The 15,367-nt window shown below is 67.1% G+C and carries 13 protein-coding genes; 9 read left to right on the top strand and 4 right to left on the bottom strand.

Translation table 11 applies throughout. The features are described 5' to 3' along the window. Nucleotides 1–4 precede the first annotated feature (4 nt). A complete protein-coding gene (locus ACFWU2_RS04700) occupies nucleotides 5–841 on the top strand; it encodes a methylamine utilization protein (RefSeq protein WP_378601693.1) in 837 nt (278 codons plus the stop codon). Between the two features lie 66 nt (nucleotides 842–907). On the opposite strand, the gene ACFWU2_RS04695 is transcribed toward ACFWU2_RS04700, so the two are convergent. Next, the gene (locus ACFWU2_RS04695) at nucleotides 908–1,783 is read right to left on the bottom strand and encodes an oxidoreductase (RefSeq protein WP_378601690.1); all 876 of its coding nucleotides are present in this window, start codon (nucleotides 1,781–1,783) and stop codon (nucleotides 908–910) included. Beyond that, complete coding sequence (locus ACFWU2_RS04690) at nucleotides 1,773–2,765, bottom strand: alpha/beta hydrolase (protein ID WP_378601687.1); 993 nt, start codon at nucleotides 2,763–2,765, stop codon at nucleotides 1,773–1,775. Before ACFWU2_RS04690 ends, ACFWU2_RS04695 begins: the two co-directional genes overlap by 11 nt. A 164-nt stretch (nucleotides 2,766–2,929) precedes the next feature. Here ACFWU2_RS04690 and ACFWU2_RS04685 point away from each other — a divergent pair, with 164 nt between their 5' ends. Together ACFWU2_RS04685 and ACFWU2_RS04680 are read left to right on the top strand one after the other, a co-directional pair. Continuing rightward, complete coding sequence (locus ACFWU2_RS04685) at nucleotides 2,930–3,850, top strand: pseudouridine synthase (RefSeq protein ID WP_378601685.1); 921 nt, start codon at nucleotides 2,930–2,932, stop codon at nucleotides 3,848–3,850. A 29-nt stretch (nucleotides 3,851–3,879) separates the two neighbouring features. After that, a complete protein-coding gene (locus ACFWU2_RS04680) occupies nucleotides 3,880–4,386 on the top strand; it encodes an SRPBCC family protein (protein WP_378601684.1) in 507 nt (168 codons plus the stop codon). Here ACFWU2_RS04680 and ACFWU2_RS04675 read toward each other — a convergent pair. Next, nucleotides 4,365–4,910, bottom strand: coding sequence for a flavodoxin domain-containing protein (locus ACFWU2_RS04675; protein ID WP_378601683.1), 546 nt, complete (start codon nucleotides 4,908–4,910; stop codon nucleotides 4,365–4,367). The genes ACFWU2_RS04680 and ACFWU2_RS04675 overlap by 22 nt on opposite strands. A gap of 183 nt (nucleotides 4,911–5,093) precedes the next feature. Here ACFWU2_RS04675 and ACFWU2_RS04670 point away from each other — a divergent pair, with 183 nt between their 5' ends. The 3 genes from ACFWU2_RS04670 to ACFWU2_RS04660 all read left to right on the top strand — a co-directional run bounded on the left by ACFWU2_RS04670 (nucleotide 5,094) and on the right by ACFWU2_RS04660 (nucleotide 8,695). Further along, nucleotides 5,094–6,632: a CHAD domain-containing protein gene (locus ACFWU2_RS04670; protein WP_378601681.1), complete on the top strand. Its 1,539-nt coding sequence runs from the start codon at nucleotides 5,094–5,096 to the stop codon at nucleotides 6,630–6,632. Nucleotides 6,633–6,724: 92 nt separating this feature from the next. Next, nucleotides 6,725–7,717: a zinc-binding alcohol dehydrogenase family protein gene (locus ACFWU2_RS04665; protein ID WP_378602333.1), complete on the top strand. Its 993-nt coding sequence runs from the start codon at nucleotides 6,725–6,727 to the stop codon at nucleotides 7,715–7,717. A gap of 84 nt (nucleotides 7,718–7,801) precedes the next feature. Then, complete coding sequence (locus tag ACFWU2_RS04660) at nucleotides 7,802–8,695, top strand: universal stress protein (protein WP_378601679.1); 894 nt, start codon at nucleotides 7,802–7,804, stop codon at nucleotides 8,693–8,695. A gap of 77 nt (nucleotides 8,696–8,772) precedes the next feature. Here the strand turns inward: ACFWU2_RS04660 and ACFWU2_RS04655 are convergent, their stop codons facing one another. Further along, the gene (locus tag ACFWU2_RS04655; RefSeq protein ID WP_378602330.1) at nucleotides 8,773–10,215 is read right to left on the bottom strand and encodes an AAA family ATPase; all 1,443 of its coding nucleotides are present in this window, start codon (nucleotides 10,213–10,215) and stop codon (nucleotides 8,773–8,775) included. A 209-nt stretch (nucleotides 10,216–10,424) separates the two neighbouring features. Here ACFWU2_RS04655 and ACFWU2_RS04650 point away from each other — a divergent pair, with 209 nt between their 5' ends. The 3 genes from ACFWU2_RS04650 to ACFWU2_RS04640 are packed head-to-tail and all read left to right on the top strand — an operon-like array spanning nucleotide 10,425 to nucleotide 15,348. Then, nucleotides 10,425–12,785 carry a glycerol-3-phosphate 1-O-acyltransferase gene (locus tag ACFWU2_RS04650; protein WP_378601677.1) on the top strand — a complete coding sequence of 787 codons (2,361 nt, stop codon included), beginning with the start codon at nucleotides 10,425–10,427 and terminating at the stop codon, nucleotides 12,783–12,785. Then, complete coding sequence (locus ACFWU2_RS04645) at nucleotides 12,782–14,215, top strand: HAD-IB family hydrolase (protein WP_378601675.1); 1,434 nt, start codon at nucleotides 12,782–12,784, stop codon at nucleotides 14,213–14,215. The genes ACFWU2_RS04650 and ACFWU2_RS04645 overlap by 4 nt, the downstream gene beginning before the upstream one ends. Beyond that, complete coding sequence (locus tag ACFWU2_RS04640) at nucleotides 14,212–15,348, top strand: YbhN family protein (protein ID WP_378601673.1); 1,137 nt, start codon at nucleotides 14,212–14,214, stop codon at nucleotides 15,346–15,348. The genes ACFWU2_RS04645 and ACFWU2_RS04640 overlap by 4 nt, the downstream gene beginning before the upstream one ends. Nucleotides 15,349–15,367 lie beyond the last annotated feature (19 nt).

Below are 15,367 nucleotides of genomic sequence, written 5' to 3'. Positions count from 1 at the left end.
TCCGATGACCACCGTCCTCACCCACGAACCGATCTCCACCGATCTCCCCGACATCCGTCCGACGCTCGCGGGCGCCGTATCCACCCGGACACGGCTCGCCCTGGCCGCCGGTGCGGCGGTGGTCGGTGCAGGCGTCGCCGGTCTCGCCGCACCGACGACGACCACGGCACTGACCGCGGCGGTGGTCGGCGCCGGGCTCGTCACGTCCCTGGCGGCGAACTGGTCGACCTGCGGGATGTCCGTAGCCGGGGTCGTCGCGGCTCCCAAGCAACCCGGACGCAAGGGCGCGTCCACACCTGTCCGCCGCTTGGGTTGGCACGCTCTCGGATCGGTGACCACCGGTGCCCTCACCGGTGCTGCCCTCGGTGCCATCGGTTCGGTCACGGCGGCGAATCTGTCCCCGTTGTGGTTGCTGTTCGGGTGGGCCGTGTTCGCACTGGCCTACGGGTTGCACGAGATCGGCGTCGTGTCGATGCCGGCTCCGATGCGACGGCAGCAGTTGCCCCGGCACCTGCGCCGGACCATGTCTCCGTGGAAGGTGTCGCTGCTGTTCGGCGCGATCATCGGCCCCGGATTCCTGATCTTCATCCGGTCGAGCGCGTACTACCTGCTCGTGCTCGGTGTGCTCGCCGTCGGATCGCCCGCCCTCGGCGCCGCGATGTTCACCGTCGTGTCCCTCGGCCGGTGCATGCCGAGTGTCGCTGCCATTGCCCACACCCGCCGCGGCGGTTCGATGCCCGCATTCCTCTCGGTGATGTGCCTCGTCGATCGGCGCGTGCAGGCCGTGACCGGTGCCGCTCTGGTCGGCCTCGCCGCGTTCGCGGCGATCTCGCTGATCTGACGCGGGCGTACCGACGCAGGTGCCCCGGATCCTTCACGGATCCGGGGCACCTGCGTCGAACTGTTCTCAGAGACCGAACCGCACACCCGTCACGCGCTCGGACAGCTCCCACAGCCGGCGCGCCGCCTCGGGGTCGCGAGCCCGCGCGGAACAGCCCGCGGTGTGCGGCGACCCGTACAGTTCGAGAAAGCCGTCGGGACCGATGTAGCCACCTCGCAGTCCCGGCTCGGTGGCGGCGTAGAGCACGGATTCGGCGCCCTGCTGCGGGGTGCGTTGCAGAATCGTCTTGCCGAACGCGAAGAGCCGGTCGAACCAGGTGCCGGTGTGGCTCCCGACCTCGGTGGCCGCATATCCCGGATGCGCGGCGAGTGACCTCACCGTAGATCCGCTCGCGTCGAGTCGTCGAGCCAGTTCGAAACTGAACATCAGGTTCGCGAGCTTCGACTGGGCATACGCGGCAGCGCGGTGGTACCGCCGCTGCTCCCAGTTCGGATCGTCCAGGTCGACGCGCCCGAGACGATGCGCGGCGCTGGAGACGGTCACCACCCGGTCCGTTACCCGGTCCAGCAACAGTCCGGTCAACGCGAAGTGCCCGAAGTAGTTGGTGCCCATCTGCATCTCGAACCCGTCGGCGGTCCGCTGCAGCGGTACGGCCATCACACCGGCGTTGTTGATGAGCACATCGATCGTCTCGTGGGTGTCCCGCAAGCCGGACGCGAACTTCCGGACCGAGGCCAGTTCGGACAGGTCCAGTCGATGCACCGACGCCCTCGGGCCGATCGTCTCGGCGACGCGCGCACCTTTGTCCACGTTGCGGCAGGCCAGGACGACGTTCGCACCGGCAGCACCGAGCGCTATGGCCGTCGCCTCCCCCACGCCGCCGGTCGGACCGGTCACCACGAAGGTCCGGCCCGCCTGCGACGTGGACGCGTCAGGCGCCAATCGAGTTCTTCATCATCGGAAGCATCGCCCACAGTTCGTCCTGCCAGTAACCCCACGAGTGGGTACCGGCGATCGGGAACGAGAAGTGGGCGGTGTCGATTCCGAGCGTGGCGAGCCGTACCTGGAATGCGCGGTTCTGGACACGGGCAAGCGACTCGAGGCCCATCGCATTCGCCGTGTTGAACACACCGATCGCCGAGTTGGGGCGGTCGTGCTGGCCGGGAAGACCGCTCGACGCGGAGATCCACATCGGCAATCCCTGCAGCATCGGAGCGGCGACGAAGGGATCGTGCCGGAGCCATGCCGGGTCCCACGGCGGGCCCCACATCGCGTCGGAGTTGTAGCCGCCGGCGTCGAGCATCGCCAACCGGATGGCTTCCCGCATACCGGGTGCCGACAGGTTGAGGTATCCGGACATCGACCCGGCGAACGTGAACTGGTCGCGGTGGTGAGCCGCGAGGATCAGTGCCGCGTTGCCGCCCATCGACAATCCGACCACGGCGTTGCTGCCGCGGCTGATCCCGTAGACGGCCGCGAGATGGTCGGGAAGATTCTGGGTCAGGAAGGATTCCCACTTGTACGTGTAGGGCTGCACGTTGAAGTTGCTCGGGGCGTACCAGTCCGCGTAGAAACTCGATTGACCACCGACCGGCATGATCACGTTGACGCCGTGGTCCGAGAGCCACGCTGCGTTGGTCTCGTGCTCCCACCCGCTGACGTTGTCGGTCGCACGCAACCCGTCGAGTAGGTAGACCGCCTTGTTGCTGCCGTTGTTCGCGCGCCAGATGCGGACCTTGATCTGGCCGACGCCACCGGGCGCTGCGACCCAGTCCTCGTGGAATCGCGAATACGGGTCGGCGGATGCGGTGCCCGCACTCACCCCCGTGAACACGAGCGTCAGCGGAAGAACCACGGCCAGGAGCAGGCGGACGAGGGCACGCCGACTCGGTCGCCGACTCACAGTTCCGGACGAGTTCTTCACACCAAGATCCCCCTTGCACATGTGTAACATTCGTCACTTCCGACCCAGGCTATGTGGGTGCGAATACCCGTTGAAGGCTTACACATAATCGTTATCCTGCAAAGCCCAACCGTTATCCTGCGGAGCCCACAGGGCCCGAAAAAGCGCCCGCTACCGTGAGAGTCGTGCCCGACGCTCCGCTTCCCATCCGCGACGGTCTGAACCCGTCGCGACTCCGCCTACCGGAAAACGGCAGGTGGGGCACGGTGGCGGGGTATCTCCTCGCGCGCTTCCCGGGTGACGCCCGTCGGATCCGGGAGAAAATCCGAGACGGCGAGGTCGTCGGTGGAGACGGAACCGTGATCACCTTCGGCACGCCCTACCGCGAGCGTTTATTCGTGTATCTCTACCGTGATCCTCCGGTCGAATCGCGCGTGCCGTTCGACATCGACATCCTGTACCGCGACGACACTCTCCTCGTCGTCGACAAGCCCCACTTCCTCGCGACGACACCCCGCGGATCATGGGTCGCCGAAACTGCCCTGGTGCGACTGCGCCGGGAACTCGATCTGCCTGAACTCTCGCCGGCCCACCGGCTCGATCGGCTGACCGCCGGTGTCCTCGTCTTCACCGTCCGCCGCGAGGCTCGTCGCCCCTACCAGATGATGTTCGAACAACGCCTCGTCGAGAAGGAATACGAGGCGATCGCACCCCGCTCCACCGACCTCGTCTTTCCCCGCGAGGTGAGCAGCCGCATCGTCAAGGAGAGGGGCTCGCTGCAGGCACGGGAGGTACCGGGGCCGGTCAACGCGGTGACACGGATCGACCTTCTCGACACGGACGGTGACATCGCCCGCTACCGGCTGCGTCCCCGGACCGGAAAAACGCACCAGCTTCGGGTCCACATGAGTTCGTCGGGCATCCCCATTCTCGGCGACAATCTGTATCCGGATGTGTACGACGTCGATCCCCAGGACTATTCGGATCCCCTGCAGTTGCTCGCCGCTGCCGTCGAGTTCGACGACCCCGTGACGGGTCGCCGGACCCGCTTCGCAAGCCGCAGAAACCTGTCAGCATGGAGGCACAACACACCAGGACCCCGTTGACGGCACGGGTTCACGTCTTGGAGGTTCTCATGGAGATCGGCTCCGTTTCGCGTACCTACGACGGCCGCGTCGCCTTGCGGTTCCAACGGGCGTTCCCCTACTCGCCCGACCGGGTGTGGACTGTGCTCACCGATCCCGAATGCCTTCGGTGCTGGTTCCCCGCGGCGGTCGAATTCGAACTCGCGCCCGGCACACCCGTCGAGTTCCGCCGCACCGACGAGCACGACGGTGGTCCGGGACCACCCCCGGGACACACCAGTGACGGCAGCATCCTCGTGGTGCGGCCCGGCCATGTCCTCGAGTACCTGTGGGATTCGGACGTCGTGCACTGGGAGATCGCACAGGACGGCTCCGGCGGGTGCTGGCTCACCCTCACCCACACAACCGAGGACGAGGACGATGCCCTCGCGCACGGCGCGGGCTGGCATGCCGGATTCGAGGTGATCGAAGCCCAGCTCGAGGGCCGGCCCATCGACTGGTCACCCCGGAAACGCGCGGCCGAGCTGGCCGAGCACTACCTCCGGCCGTCGGCCTGACCTGCCGTCACGATGTGGTCCTCCTCCGGCACGTCGTGTTCCGACACCCTGTCGACGATTTCCGTGGCCCACGATCCGATCGCGTCCCAGTCTCGGAAGTCACCGGCCTTGACGCCCCACATCCGCGCAATCGCACGCTCGCCCGCACCGAGCCTCGCCGGGTCGAGCTTGCCCGTCAGCATCCGGTGTCCGCGCGCCCCCGTCCTGTTCTCGACGGACGACACACCGTACGAACTGTTCGCGGCGCGAAGGCCCTTGGTCACGGGCACGGACGAGAAGAGGAAGACATCCCGATGACGCAACGCATCCTCGTGCGCGCGCACGAACGCCCGAGCCGCCCGGAGCCATCGGAACCGATACACCGGGCTTCCCAGCACGACGGCGTTGTACCCGTCGACACTGCCGACCTGTTCGGGAGGCACCACGTCGACCTGCGCACCGCGGTGCCGCATCGCAGCGGCCAGCGCCGTGGCGATCTCCGCCGTGGAGCCGTGCTTGCTCGCCGCCGCCACCAAAATCCTCATGCCCATCCTCCGCTACTCGCGAGTACGCACCATGATCACGTGCCACATTCCGTTCGGCCAGGGTCGAAGGACCCTTCGACCGCCCGTTTCGCGTCACACCCGCCGACGATTCGGGACATTCCGGACAGAGGATGGCAGTGTGGGATCCGGGTACCCACCACAGACCCGAACAGGAGTTCATAGATGCCCCAGCGCCCCACCGTGTCGTCGGCGACCGAAACGGAACGAAAATACACGGCCGGAGGCTCGGCATCGCTGCCCGCCCTGACCGGACTTCCGCGCGTGTCCGTTGTCGAGGTGGACACGGTGGAGTTGTCCGCGCAGTATTACGACACCGCCGATCTACGGCTCCTGCAGTCGGCAATCACGCTGCGACGACGTGAGGGCGGAGACGACGCCGGTTGGCACGTCAAGCTCCCCAGCGGCGCGGACACCCGCACCGAACTGCACTTTCCCCTGGCCGACGCGGACGGGCAGTCCGCGGACGAGCCCCCTGCCCAATTGATGAATCTGCTCGTCGGAGTGCGGCGCGGACTGCCGGTCTCCCTCGCGGCACTTCTCACGACGACCCGGCATCGCCACCGAATTCGAGGGAAGGACGACACGCTGCTCGCAGAAGTCGTCGAAGACGATGTCGTGGCGGTGCGCGGCGACGACGAAGAAATGCACTGGCAGGAAATCGAGGTCGAAGCAGGTTCTTCGCTGGGCCGCGGCGACCGGTCCACGCTGCTGGACGCCATCGAGGAGCGGCTCACGGCCGCCGGGATCGTCCGTTCACCCAGCCCATCCAAGGTGCACCGCGTTCTGGGTGACCTCCTCCCGGTCGTGCCCGAACTCGCCGAGGCCGCCCGCTTCCTGCGCGACTATCTCGCGCGCGAACTCCACGCCCTGGAACTGTCCGACATCGCGGTGCGCCGCAACGAGCCCGACGCGATCCACAGCATGCGCAAAGCCTCTCGTCGTATCCGGAGCGCCCTGCAGACCTACGCCGGCGATTTCGCTCTCGGCGACACCCTCGTCGACGAACTCCGGTGGTTCGGCCGCCGGCTCAGCCCGTCGCGCGATCTGGAAGTGCAGTGGGAACGTCTGGCCGGCCAGGTCGGGGAGATCCCGGACGAGCGTCACCGCGAAGCGACGAAATCGCGGATCGACGAGTACTTTTCGGCCAAGACGGATGCCGCGCGCACCGCTGCTCTCGCGACCCTCGATTCGGAGCGGTATCTCCTGATGCTGCGTTCCCTCGATGCCCTCGTCAGTGGGTTGGGGAGCACACCTCCCGCGCGGTCGCGCACGTCCGCGCTGGACCCGGAGAAACTGACGCGCAGCGTCGCGACGGTTGCGAAGAAGGTCGACAAACGTGTTGCCCGCGTTCGGAAAACACACGACCCACACGAACGTGACGAACTGATGCACCGGGCCCGGAAGGGCGCCAAACGGATGCGCTACGCGATCGAGGTGATCGCTCCTCTGCATCCGAAGCGCACCGCGCGGATCCTCGAGCGATTCGACGAATTCCAGGACATGCTCGGCGAGTTCCAGGACTCCGTCGTTTCCCGAGAACACCTGTTGGACATCGTCTCCGATCAAGGTCACGCTGCCGAGTCCAGCTTCGGCCTGGGAATCCTCTATCGCCTCGAGACCGAGATAGGCCGGCGCCAGGCAGCCCAACTCGAACCCGCGTGGAAAAGGGCTCTCGGATCGGCTGAGAAGCTCTGGGCATGAGCAGGTCCTCCGACTCTGGCACGGTGCCGACCGAACCGACATGATGGAGGACAGGCGACTGAGGAGGTAGCCACATGGGCGTCCCCGACACGATGCGGGCATGGCGCGTCGAGTCCCCGGCTCCGATCGAGGCTCGTCCACTGAAGTCCGTGCGCGTTCCGGTCCCCCGGCCGGGCCCTGACGAATTGCTCGTCCGTGTCCTCTCGTGCGGGGTGTGCCGAACCGATTTGCACGTCGCGGAAGGAGACCTCCCGGTCCACCGCCCGGGCGTCGTGCCGGGCCACGAGATCGTCGGGGAAATCGTCGGCGGCGACCTGGGAGCCCATCGCCTCGGTGACCGGGTGGGGATTCCGTGGTTGCGGAGCACGTGCGGACGGTGCCGGTATTGCCGCCGCGGAGATGAGAACCTCTGCCCTCGTTCCACATACACCGGCTGGGATGCAGACGGCGGTTACGCCGAATACGCCACGGTTCCGCGCGACTACGCTCTCACGCTGCCCGCGGGATACACCGACGCGGAACTCGCGCCGCTGCTGTGCGCGGGGATCATCGGGTACCGGGCACTGCTGCGTGCGTCCGTCCCGGAAGGTGGTGTCCTGGGCGTCTACGGCTTCGGCGGCAGCGCCCATCTCGCCTCCCAGGTCGCGATCGCACGCGGTGCGCGAGTACACGTGATGACCCGCGGAGCAGATGCCCAATCGCTGGCGCTCGAACTCGGTGCGTCTTCGGCGCAGGGCGCCTACGACAGTCCACCCGAACCACTGGATTCGGCGATCCTGTTCGCCCCGGTGGGAGATCTGGTACCGCTTGCCCTGTCCGCGTTGGATTCCGGTGGAACACTCGCTATCGCCGGGATCCACCTGAGCGATGTCCCGCCGCTGCATTATCAGCAGCATCTGTTCAGGGAGAGGCAGATTCGAAGTGTCACCGCCAACACCAGATCCGATGCGCAGGCTTTTCTCGAGTTCGCGGGCGAGCACAGGATGCACGTGACCACGACGCCCTACCCGCTCGAGCATGCCGACCGCGCCTTGGCCGATCTCGCGGCCGGCCGATTCGCCGGGGCTGCGGTCATCGTGGCGTAGCGTAAGCCCCGTAGTCGATCACGGCGTGCGGCCGGGCACGGCAGCGCCGATCGTCACACAATGAAAACGAACAAGGAGACATCGATGAGCACACCGAGCAACCGCAACGCTGTCGTCGCAGGCGTCGACGGTTCCGATACCGCGGCAGCGGCCGCCCGGTGGGCCGGCGCTCTCGCCGCACGTCTCGAGGCGCCGCTGCACCTGGTGCACTCGCTGCCCAGCGAGGGCATCTTCTACAGCGAAGCAGCCGTCCTGATCCAGTCGCAGATGGTCGAACAGCTCAAAGCGGACGGTGAGGCGCTGCTCAGGAACATCACCGCCAAGGTGCATGCCGACCAGCCGAACCTCGAGATCAAGAGCTTCATCGGCCCCGGCCCCGCAGCCACGTCCCTGCTCGAAGCCGCCGACGATGCGCGGATCGTGGTGCTCGGCGCCACCGGCGCCGGTGCCATCGAGAACTTCCTGCTCGGCTCGACCGTGCTGCGTGTCGCGAACAACGCGCCGTGCCCGGTCGTGGTGTGGCGTGGCGACACCGCCAACCCGTTGCCGGATGCCCGGCCCATCGTGGTCGGTGTCGACGGAAGCGAACTGTCCGCTGCCGCAGTGCGTTACGCCTTCCAGGTTGCGTCCTTCCTCGGCGCACCGCTCACCGCTGTGCACTCCTGGATCGGCGATGCCGCCCTCGGGGTGGGTGCCACCGCCGCGCTCATCGACTGGGATGCTGTCGCCGAATCCGAATCGGCCGTGCTCGCCGAGGCACTGGCAGGCCTGCAGGAGGAATACCCCGACGTCGAGGTCCAGCGCGTCCTCGACCGCGGCCCTGCGGCACGAGTGCTGCTCCGGCACCTGGGCGACGCCCAGCTCGCCGTCGTCGGCAGCCACGGCCGCGGTCAGTTCCGTGCCGCGCTGCTCGGCTCCACCAGCCAGAACCTGCTGCACAAGGCGCCGTGCCCCGTGCTCGTCGCTCGCAAGGTCTGATCTCCGCAGCGACGCGGAGCCGGTTCGTTCTCGGGCGGCTCCGCGTCGCGCCGGCAGGGCGCTCCCGGTCTAGCTCTTCACCAGGGAGCGAGTCCGAGTTCCCTGGTGAGCCATGCCTTGTCGACCGCGCTGGTCTCGGTCGTGTCCACCACGAGCGCGGCGGGCCATTCGTCCCGGCGTCGCAGTTGCACGGCAAGCACCGCAGGTGTGGCGTCGGACGGATCGTCGTTCCGTTCCGCGCGGGCACGGATGCGTTGCTCCAATACCGCCGGGTCGGCACGGCATTCGATCTCCACCACATCGGCGGACGCCGCCGCTGCAACCTCGCGTGCGCGGACCCGTTGCGGCTCGGAGAGCCACGTCGCATCCAGGACCACCGACTGGCCGTGAGCAAGTTCGGACGCGGCCCTCGTCAGCATTTCCTCGTACGTCGCGCGAGTATGCCCGGACGAGTAGAGCCCACTGTCGACGCCGTCGCCGGTGCGGTCCGTCGGATCGATCCCGGCGAGTTCTTTGCGGATGACGTCGCTGCGCAACACGGATCCGTCCAGATACTCACCGATCGTCCGGGAGAGCGTCGACTTCCCCGTGCCCGTCACACCGCCGACCAGCACGAGCCTCACACGCGCGCGCTCGAGGTTTCGTTCGACCTGCTCGACGAAATTCAGCGCGACTGCGCCGGACGCCTCGTCGCCCTGTTCGTGCCGAAGTGCGGTCACCTTGGCGCGCACCAGCGCGCGATAGGCGACGTAATGGTGCACCAGCGAGCGCGACGGTGCGTCGCCGGTGGCCGCCGCGTAGCAGCGGAGCAGGTTCCGAGCAGAGTCGACGGCACCCGATCTTTCGAGATCCATTGCGAGAAAGGCGATATCGAGAAGACCGTCGCCGTAGCGCAGTTCGTCGTCGAACTCGAGGCAATCGATGATCCGCGGTCCGTCCTCGAGGCAGAAGATGTCGTCTGCCAAGAGATCACCGTGACCGTCGACCGCACGTCCCGAGGCGATCCGCTCGGTGAACAGCGGCGTACGGCCGTCGAGATAACGGGTCGCAGCCGTCCGGATGCGTGCGACGGTTGCCGCGGCCGTACCGCCCACCTTCAACCGTTCGAGGTGGTCCAAGCTCATCGTCCAGAGTTCCCGGAGGAACTCGGCCGACGCGCACCGGTCGATCGCCGGATCCCGGGGCGACGCCGCATGCAGGTCCGCCACTTGCCGTGCGATCGACTCGATGACCGGCGCGACGTCCTCACCGCGCCGGACCAGCATGGCCAACCGCCGGTCGTCGGGCAACCGCACCATCTCGACGAGGTGGTCGCACACCTGCCCGTCGGGCCCGTGGACATCGGCAACACCCAGATAGACGTCCGGTGCCATCCGCCGGTTGAGATCGACCTCGCGGTGACAGGCACGCTCGCGTGCTGCCCGGGTCCGGTTGTCGAGAAAGCCCAGATCGAGTGGCTTCTTCATCTTGTGCACGCGATCACCGATGAGGAAGAGCACCGACGTGTGGGTCTCCCGCATCGCCGCGTATCCGGCGCCGCCTGTTTCGGTGAATCCTGCCAAAGCCGATCTCCCGTCCGTGGCTACCGCGCCCCGCGCGCCCTCCACATTCTCGTCCCGACCGCCGAACCGTACACCGGTTCGTACCGGCTTTTCTCCCGCCGATGCGCCGAGCAAACCCGCCTCGTCGGGGTAGTTTTCACATCGGGCGATCGAACGAACGGGGCGACATGAGGGATGACGAGCAGCGCGGCTCGCACACACCGACACGTCCGACCGTGGTGGTTGCGGCTGCGACCACCCCGATCGAACGAAGGCTGATCACGGAGTGGCTCCACTCCGATCGAGTGCCCGCCGAACACCGCACGGCAACACGCCCCGAGGTACTCGACCTCGATTCCCGGATCTTCACGACCGACCTGCTCAGCCGCACCGACGATCCGCTCGTGCTGCCGGTACGGGTGGTCTGGCTTCCCGCCGAACGCGACGGCGCACGCCGGGCGCGATTCTCCGATGTCCTCGCACTCACCAACCCCCGCAACCCGAACCGGCTGATCCAGAAATGGCTCGTGGGGAGGGGGGCCGACCGCTACCGGATCGTGGTGGCACAACCGGCGCCCCTGAGCGAACTCCGCGGCGACTTTGCGGCCGAGTACGGGTCCGACGCGGTCGAACCGGGGAATCTCGCCCGGTACATCACGCGACGGGCGGTGGTCGCCCTCGAGCGTGCCGAGCGCGCCGTGATCGGTGACCGGTACAAGGTGCCGCGACTCGTCGCCGAACAGATCATGGATTCGTCGGCGTTCCGGCAGCGCCTCGACGCCCTCGCGGCCGAGTTGCGAGTGTCTCGCAGCGATGTGGACGCGCGGGCACGCAGCGCTCTCCGTGAACTCGTGGCCGTGCAGTCACGCCTCGTCACCGACCTGTTCACCCAGGCGATGCGGCCGCTGCACACTTCCGCGTGGACGGTGCATGCGGACGAATCCGGTTTGCGCTCGCTCCGCGGACTCAACCGGACTCGCCCACTGGTGTTCCTGCCGTCGCACCGCTCGTACGCGGACGCACTCGTGCTGGGCGACATCCTGGCTGCGAACGAGTTCCCCCGCAACCACCTGATGGGTGGCGCGAATCTGACGTTCTGGCCCATCGGCCCGATGGCGCGCCGGACGGGAACGGTGTTCATCCGGCGCAGTTTCGGTGACGACGCGATCTACAAAGCGGCGCTCGGAGAATACTTCGCGTTTCTGCTCGCCAAACGATTCAACCTGGAGTGGTACTTCGAAGGCGGGCGCACGCGTACCGGGAAGCTTCGGCCGCCTCGGTACGGACTGCTCAACTACGTCGCCGACGCGATCCGCGCGGATCGGGTCGACGACGCGATGCTGGTGCCGGTCTCCATCACCTACGAAGCGCTGGCGGAAGTCGCGGCGGTCGCGGCCGAGCAGACCGGAAGCGCGAAGAAGCCCGAGGGGCTGACGTGGCTGTTCCGGTACATGCGCAGCCAGCAGCGCAGCGCCGGCCATGTCTATGTGCGATTCGGCGAGCCGATCTCGATGCGTGCGCGCCTCGCCGCCAGCGGTGACCCCGACGTGTCCGGTGACCGTCCCGCCGACGAGACCGAACGCTCCGACCGGCGCCGCAAGGCGCTGCAGAAAGTGGCGTTCGAGGTAGCGGTCGGGATCAACGGCACAACCCCGGTGACCGTGAACTCGCTCGTGACGCTCGCTCTGCTCGGCGTGCGCGATCGCTCGCTCACCCTCGACGAGGTACGCGCGGTGATCGCGCCCGTGCGGGACTACCTCGACCGCCGATGCATCCCCCATGGCGAACTCCGGATACTCGACATGGAGGGAGGACTCGCCACTGTGCTCGCGGCGTTGACCGACGGCGGAGTGGTGACCACCTACGCCGGCGGTGAGGAGCCCGTGTATTCGATCCACCGCGACCAGCACCTCGTCGCGGCGTTCTATCGCAACAGCGGCGTGCACTGGTTCGTCAACCGGTCGATCCTGGAACTCGCCGTGCTCTACGCGCACGACAGCCCCGGAGAGGGTGATCCCGTGCGTGTCGCGTGGGAGGAGGCCAAGCGTCTCCGCGATCTTCTGAAATTCGAGTTCTTCTTTCCCGACCGGGACACCTTCGAAGCGCAGATGCGCGAGGAACTCGAACTTCTCGTACCGGAATGGGGAGACGCCTTGCCCACCAAGGAAAAGGCGCTCACCGGACTCGTCGAAACCGGGTTCTTCATGTCGCATCGAACGTTGCGTTCGTTCTTCGACGCCCAACTCGTCGTCGCCGAGCGACTCGCGAAACGAGATCCGTTCGTGGACATCGTGCAGGAGTCGTTTCTCGACGAGTGCGCGTCGGTAGGGCGGCAGATGCTGTTGCAGGGCCGGTTGCACGGTTCCGAATCGGTCTCGTCGGAGTTGTTCGCCACGGCACTGGACCTGGCCCGCAATCGAGGACTGCTCGAGCGGGACTACTCCGTGGCAGAGAAGAGGCGCACGTTCGCGGCCCAACTATTGGCGGTGGGTGAACGAATCGCGCTCGCCGAATCACTCGACGTGTCGAACAGGAAGGCGAAGCGGTGAACATCGAGACGGCGCTCGAACGGGTGCGTACCGGACCTCGAGGCCCGGAGACCGCGGCGTTCTTCGACTTCGACGGCACCATCGTGCACGGGTTCTCCGGTCTCCACTTCTTCCGGGATCGCCTCCTTTCCGGCAACGTCGGCGCGACCGAACTCGCCGCGACCATGCTCAACGGCCTGCGCGGAACGGAAACCGAAGACGATTTCGAGCGGTTCGCCGGAACGGTCTTCAAAGCCTGGCGCGGCCACACCGAGGATGAGCTGTACGACCTCGGGCAGCGTCTGTTCATGTCCACCATCGCCGGGCACCTCTACCCGGAGGCGTGGCAGCTGGTCGGAGCACATCAGAACGCCGGCCACACCGTCGTAATCGCGTCCTCCGCGTCCCGCTACCAGATCCAGGCGTGCAGCGACGCACTCGGAATCGAGCACGTCCTGTACACCCCGCTCGAGGTTCGGGACGGCGTTCTCACCGGCCGCGTCGACGGCAGGTCGCTGTGGCGCAGCGGGAAGGCCCAGGCAGCGCGCGCCTTCATGGACGCCCACGGTATCGACAGCGAGACGAGCTACTCCTACTCCAACGGAGGTGAGGACGCGGATTTCCTTGCTGCGACAGCACATCCCACCGCGACGAACCCCGACCGCACACTCCGTCGCGTCGCGCTCGAACGTGGCTGGCCGGTGTTGCGTTTCCGCCCGCGAGGCACTCCGGGGGCGAAGGAATTCGTACGAACCGCCGCGGCGTACGGAGGATTGCTCGGTTCGGTCTGGGCCGGGCTCGGCCTCGGGTTGCTCAACGGAAGCAGGAAGGTTGCACTCGACTCCATCCTCAACCTCGGTTCGGAGGTGTCGCTGGCACTCGCCGGTATCGATGTCCGGATCGCCGGACAGGCCAACGCGTGGTCCGCACGGCCCGCGGTGTTCATCTTCAATCACCAGAGTCAGCTCGACCCTGTAGTGCTCGCGAAAGTGCTGCGCCACGACTTCACCGGAGTCGCGAAACAGGAGATAGCACACGATCCGCTCTTCGGGCCGCTGCTGCGATTCGGCGGTGTCACGTTCGTCGACCGAAACAACACGGAGCGAGCCCTCGCCGCGCTCGGCCCGGTGGTGGAGACTCTCCGCAACGGAACGTCGTTGGTCATCGCTCCCGAGGGCACCCGCTCGTTGACACCGGCAATCGGCTCGTTCAAAAAGGGTGCCTTCCGCATCGCGATGGCGGCGGGCGTTCCGGTCGTTCCGATCGTGATCCGCAACTCGGGAGAGATGCTGTGGAAGCACTCGACGCTGTTGCGGTCGGGCACCGTCGACGTCGCGGTGCTCGACCCGATCGACGTCGGCGACTGGTCCCCGGACGAACTGGGTGACCGCATCGCAGAGGTCGAAGAACTTTACCGTCACACCCTCGGCCGCTGGCCGGTCGCGCCATGACGGACAACGAGAACGGCGAGGACCACTGCCCGGGCGACGAGGCAGGCAGCGAGGCAGGCAACGAGAAGGACGACGGTACCGGCCACACCGGGGCGCTGACCCCGAACCGCCGCAAGAAACTCAAGTGGATCGTCGGCGGCCTCCTTGTCGTGGTTCTCACCGTCGAGGTGATCCTGATCTGGCCGGAGTTGTCGAGCAGCGTCCGGGATCTGGGTGATCTGAAATGGCTGTGGGTCGCGGCCGCTGTCGTCGCGTCCATGGCCGAGATGTCGAGTTTCGCGCGGGTGCAGCGGGCACTGTTGTCTGCCGCCGGGGTGAAGGTGACGCAGCGGCAATCGTTGTCGGTGGCTCTCGCGGCGAACTCGATGAGCGTGACGCTCCCCGGCGGGCCGGTGTTGGGGACCACGTTCACCTACCGTCGGATGCGCGCGTGGGGAGCCCCACCGGTCGTCGTGACGTGGCAACTCGTCATGGCCGGTGTGCTGCAGGCAACGGGTCTCGGGCTGCTGGGACTGGTCGGAACCCTGCTGGTCGGGGCGACCAGCAACCCGTTCTCCCTGATCTTCTCCACCGGCGCGCTTCTCCTGATCGTCGTGCTGATCCAGTACGCGGCCAGCAACCCCGGCTCACTCGAGTCCATCGGCCTGATCGCGCTGCGGGGAATCAACCGGATGCGCAAGAAGCCGGAGCAGTCCGGGACCCGTGCGTGGGGGAAGATCGTCGACCAGATCGGTGCCGTACAACTCGACCGGCCGCACGCCGCGCGGGCCTTCGGATGGTCGCTGTTCAACTGGGTGTGCGACGGTGCATGCCTGATGTTCGCCGCGTATGCGGTCGGAGGGCACCCCAGCATCGCCGGAATTGCGGTGGCGTATGCGGCGGGTACCGCCGCGAGTCGTGCGATTCCGCTGTTGCCCGCGGGTCTGGGCGTGATGGATGCGGTGCTCGTTCCCGCCCTGACCGCCAGCGGGATGAGTGGTGCCGAGGCGCTCTCCGCAGTGATCGTCTACCGGTTGATCAGCTTCGTGCTCGTCGCGGCGGTGGGGTGGGTCGTGTTCGCGCTCCGCTATCGCGGCAAACCGGACGACGACGAGGAACCACCACCCGACCTGCAACTCTGGCGCGACGACTGACGACGGCGCGGAGCCGTCC

This window comes from Rhodococcus sp. NPDC058639, assembly GCF_042717545.1.
Lineage (GTDB): Bacteria > Actinomycetota > Actinomycetes > Mycobacteriales > Mycobacteriaceae > Rhodococcus.
This window is presented reverse-complemented; position numbering and strand designations above follow the sequence as displayed.

Excerpts from the sequence above, each read along its gene's own strand:
- ACFWU2_RS04700 (WP_378601693.1), top strand. The coding sequence starts at position 5 with ATGACCACCGTCCTCACCCACGAACCGATCTCCACCGATCTCCCCGAC.
- ACFWU2_RS04680 (WP_378601684.1), top strand. The coding sequence starts at position 3,880 with ATGGAGATCGGCTCCGTTTCGCGTACCTACGACGGCCGCGTCGCCTTG.
- ACFWU2_RS04675 (WP_378601683.1), bottom strand. The coding sequence starts at position 4,910 with ATGAGGATTTTGGTGGCGGCGGCGAGCAAGCACGGCTCCACGGCGGAG.
- ACFWU2_RS04670 (WP_378601681.1), top strand. The coding sequence starts at position 5,094 with ATGCCCCAGCGCCCCACCGTGTCGTCGGCGACCGAAACGGAACGAAAA.
- ACFWU2_RS04665 (WP_378602333.1), top strand. The coding sequence starts at position 6,725 with ATGCGGGCATGGCGCGTCGAGTCCCCGGCTCCGATCGAGGCTCGTCCA.
- ACFWU2_RS04660 (WP_378601679.1), top strand. The coding sequence starts at position 7,802 with ATGAGCACACCGAGCAACCGCAACGCTGTCGTCGCAGGCGTCGACGGT.
- ACFWU2_RS04655 (WP_378602330.1), bottom strand. The coding sequence starts at position 10,215 with ATGCGGGAGACCCACACGTCGGTGCTCTTCCTCATCGGTGATCGCGTG.
- ACFWU2_RS04650 (WP_378601677.1), top strand. The coding sequence starts at position 10,425 with ATGAGGGATGACGAGCAGCGCGGCTCGCACACACCGACACGTCCGACC.
- ACFWU2_RS04640 (WP_378601673.1), top strand. The coding sequence starts at position 14,212 with ATGACGGACAACGAGAACGGCGAGGACCACTGCCCGGGCGACGAGGCA.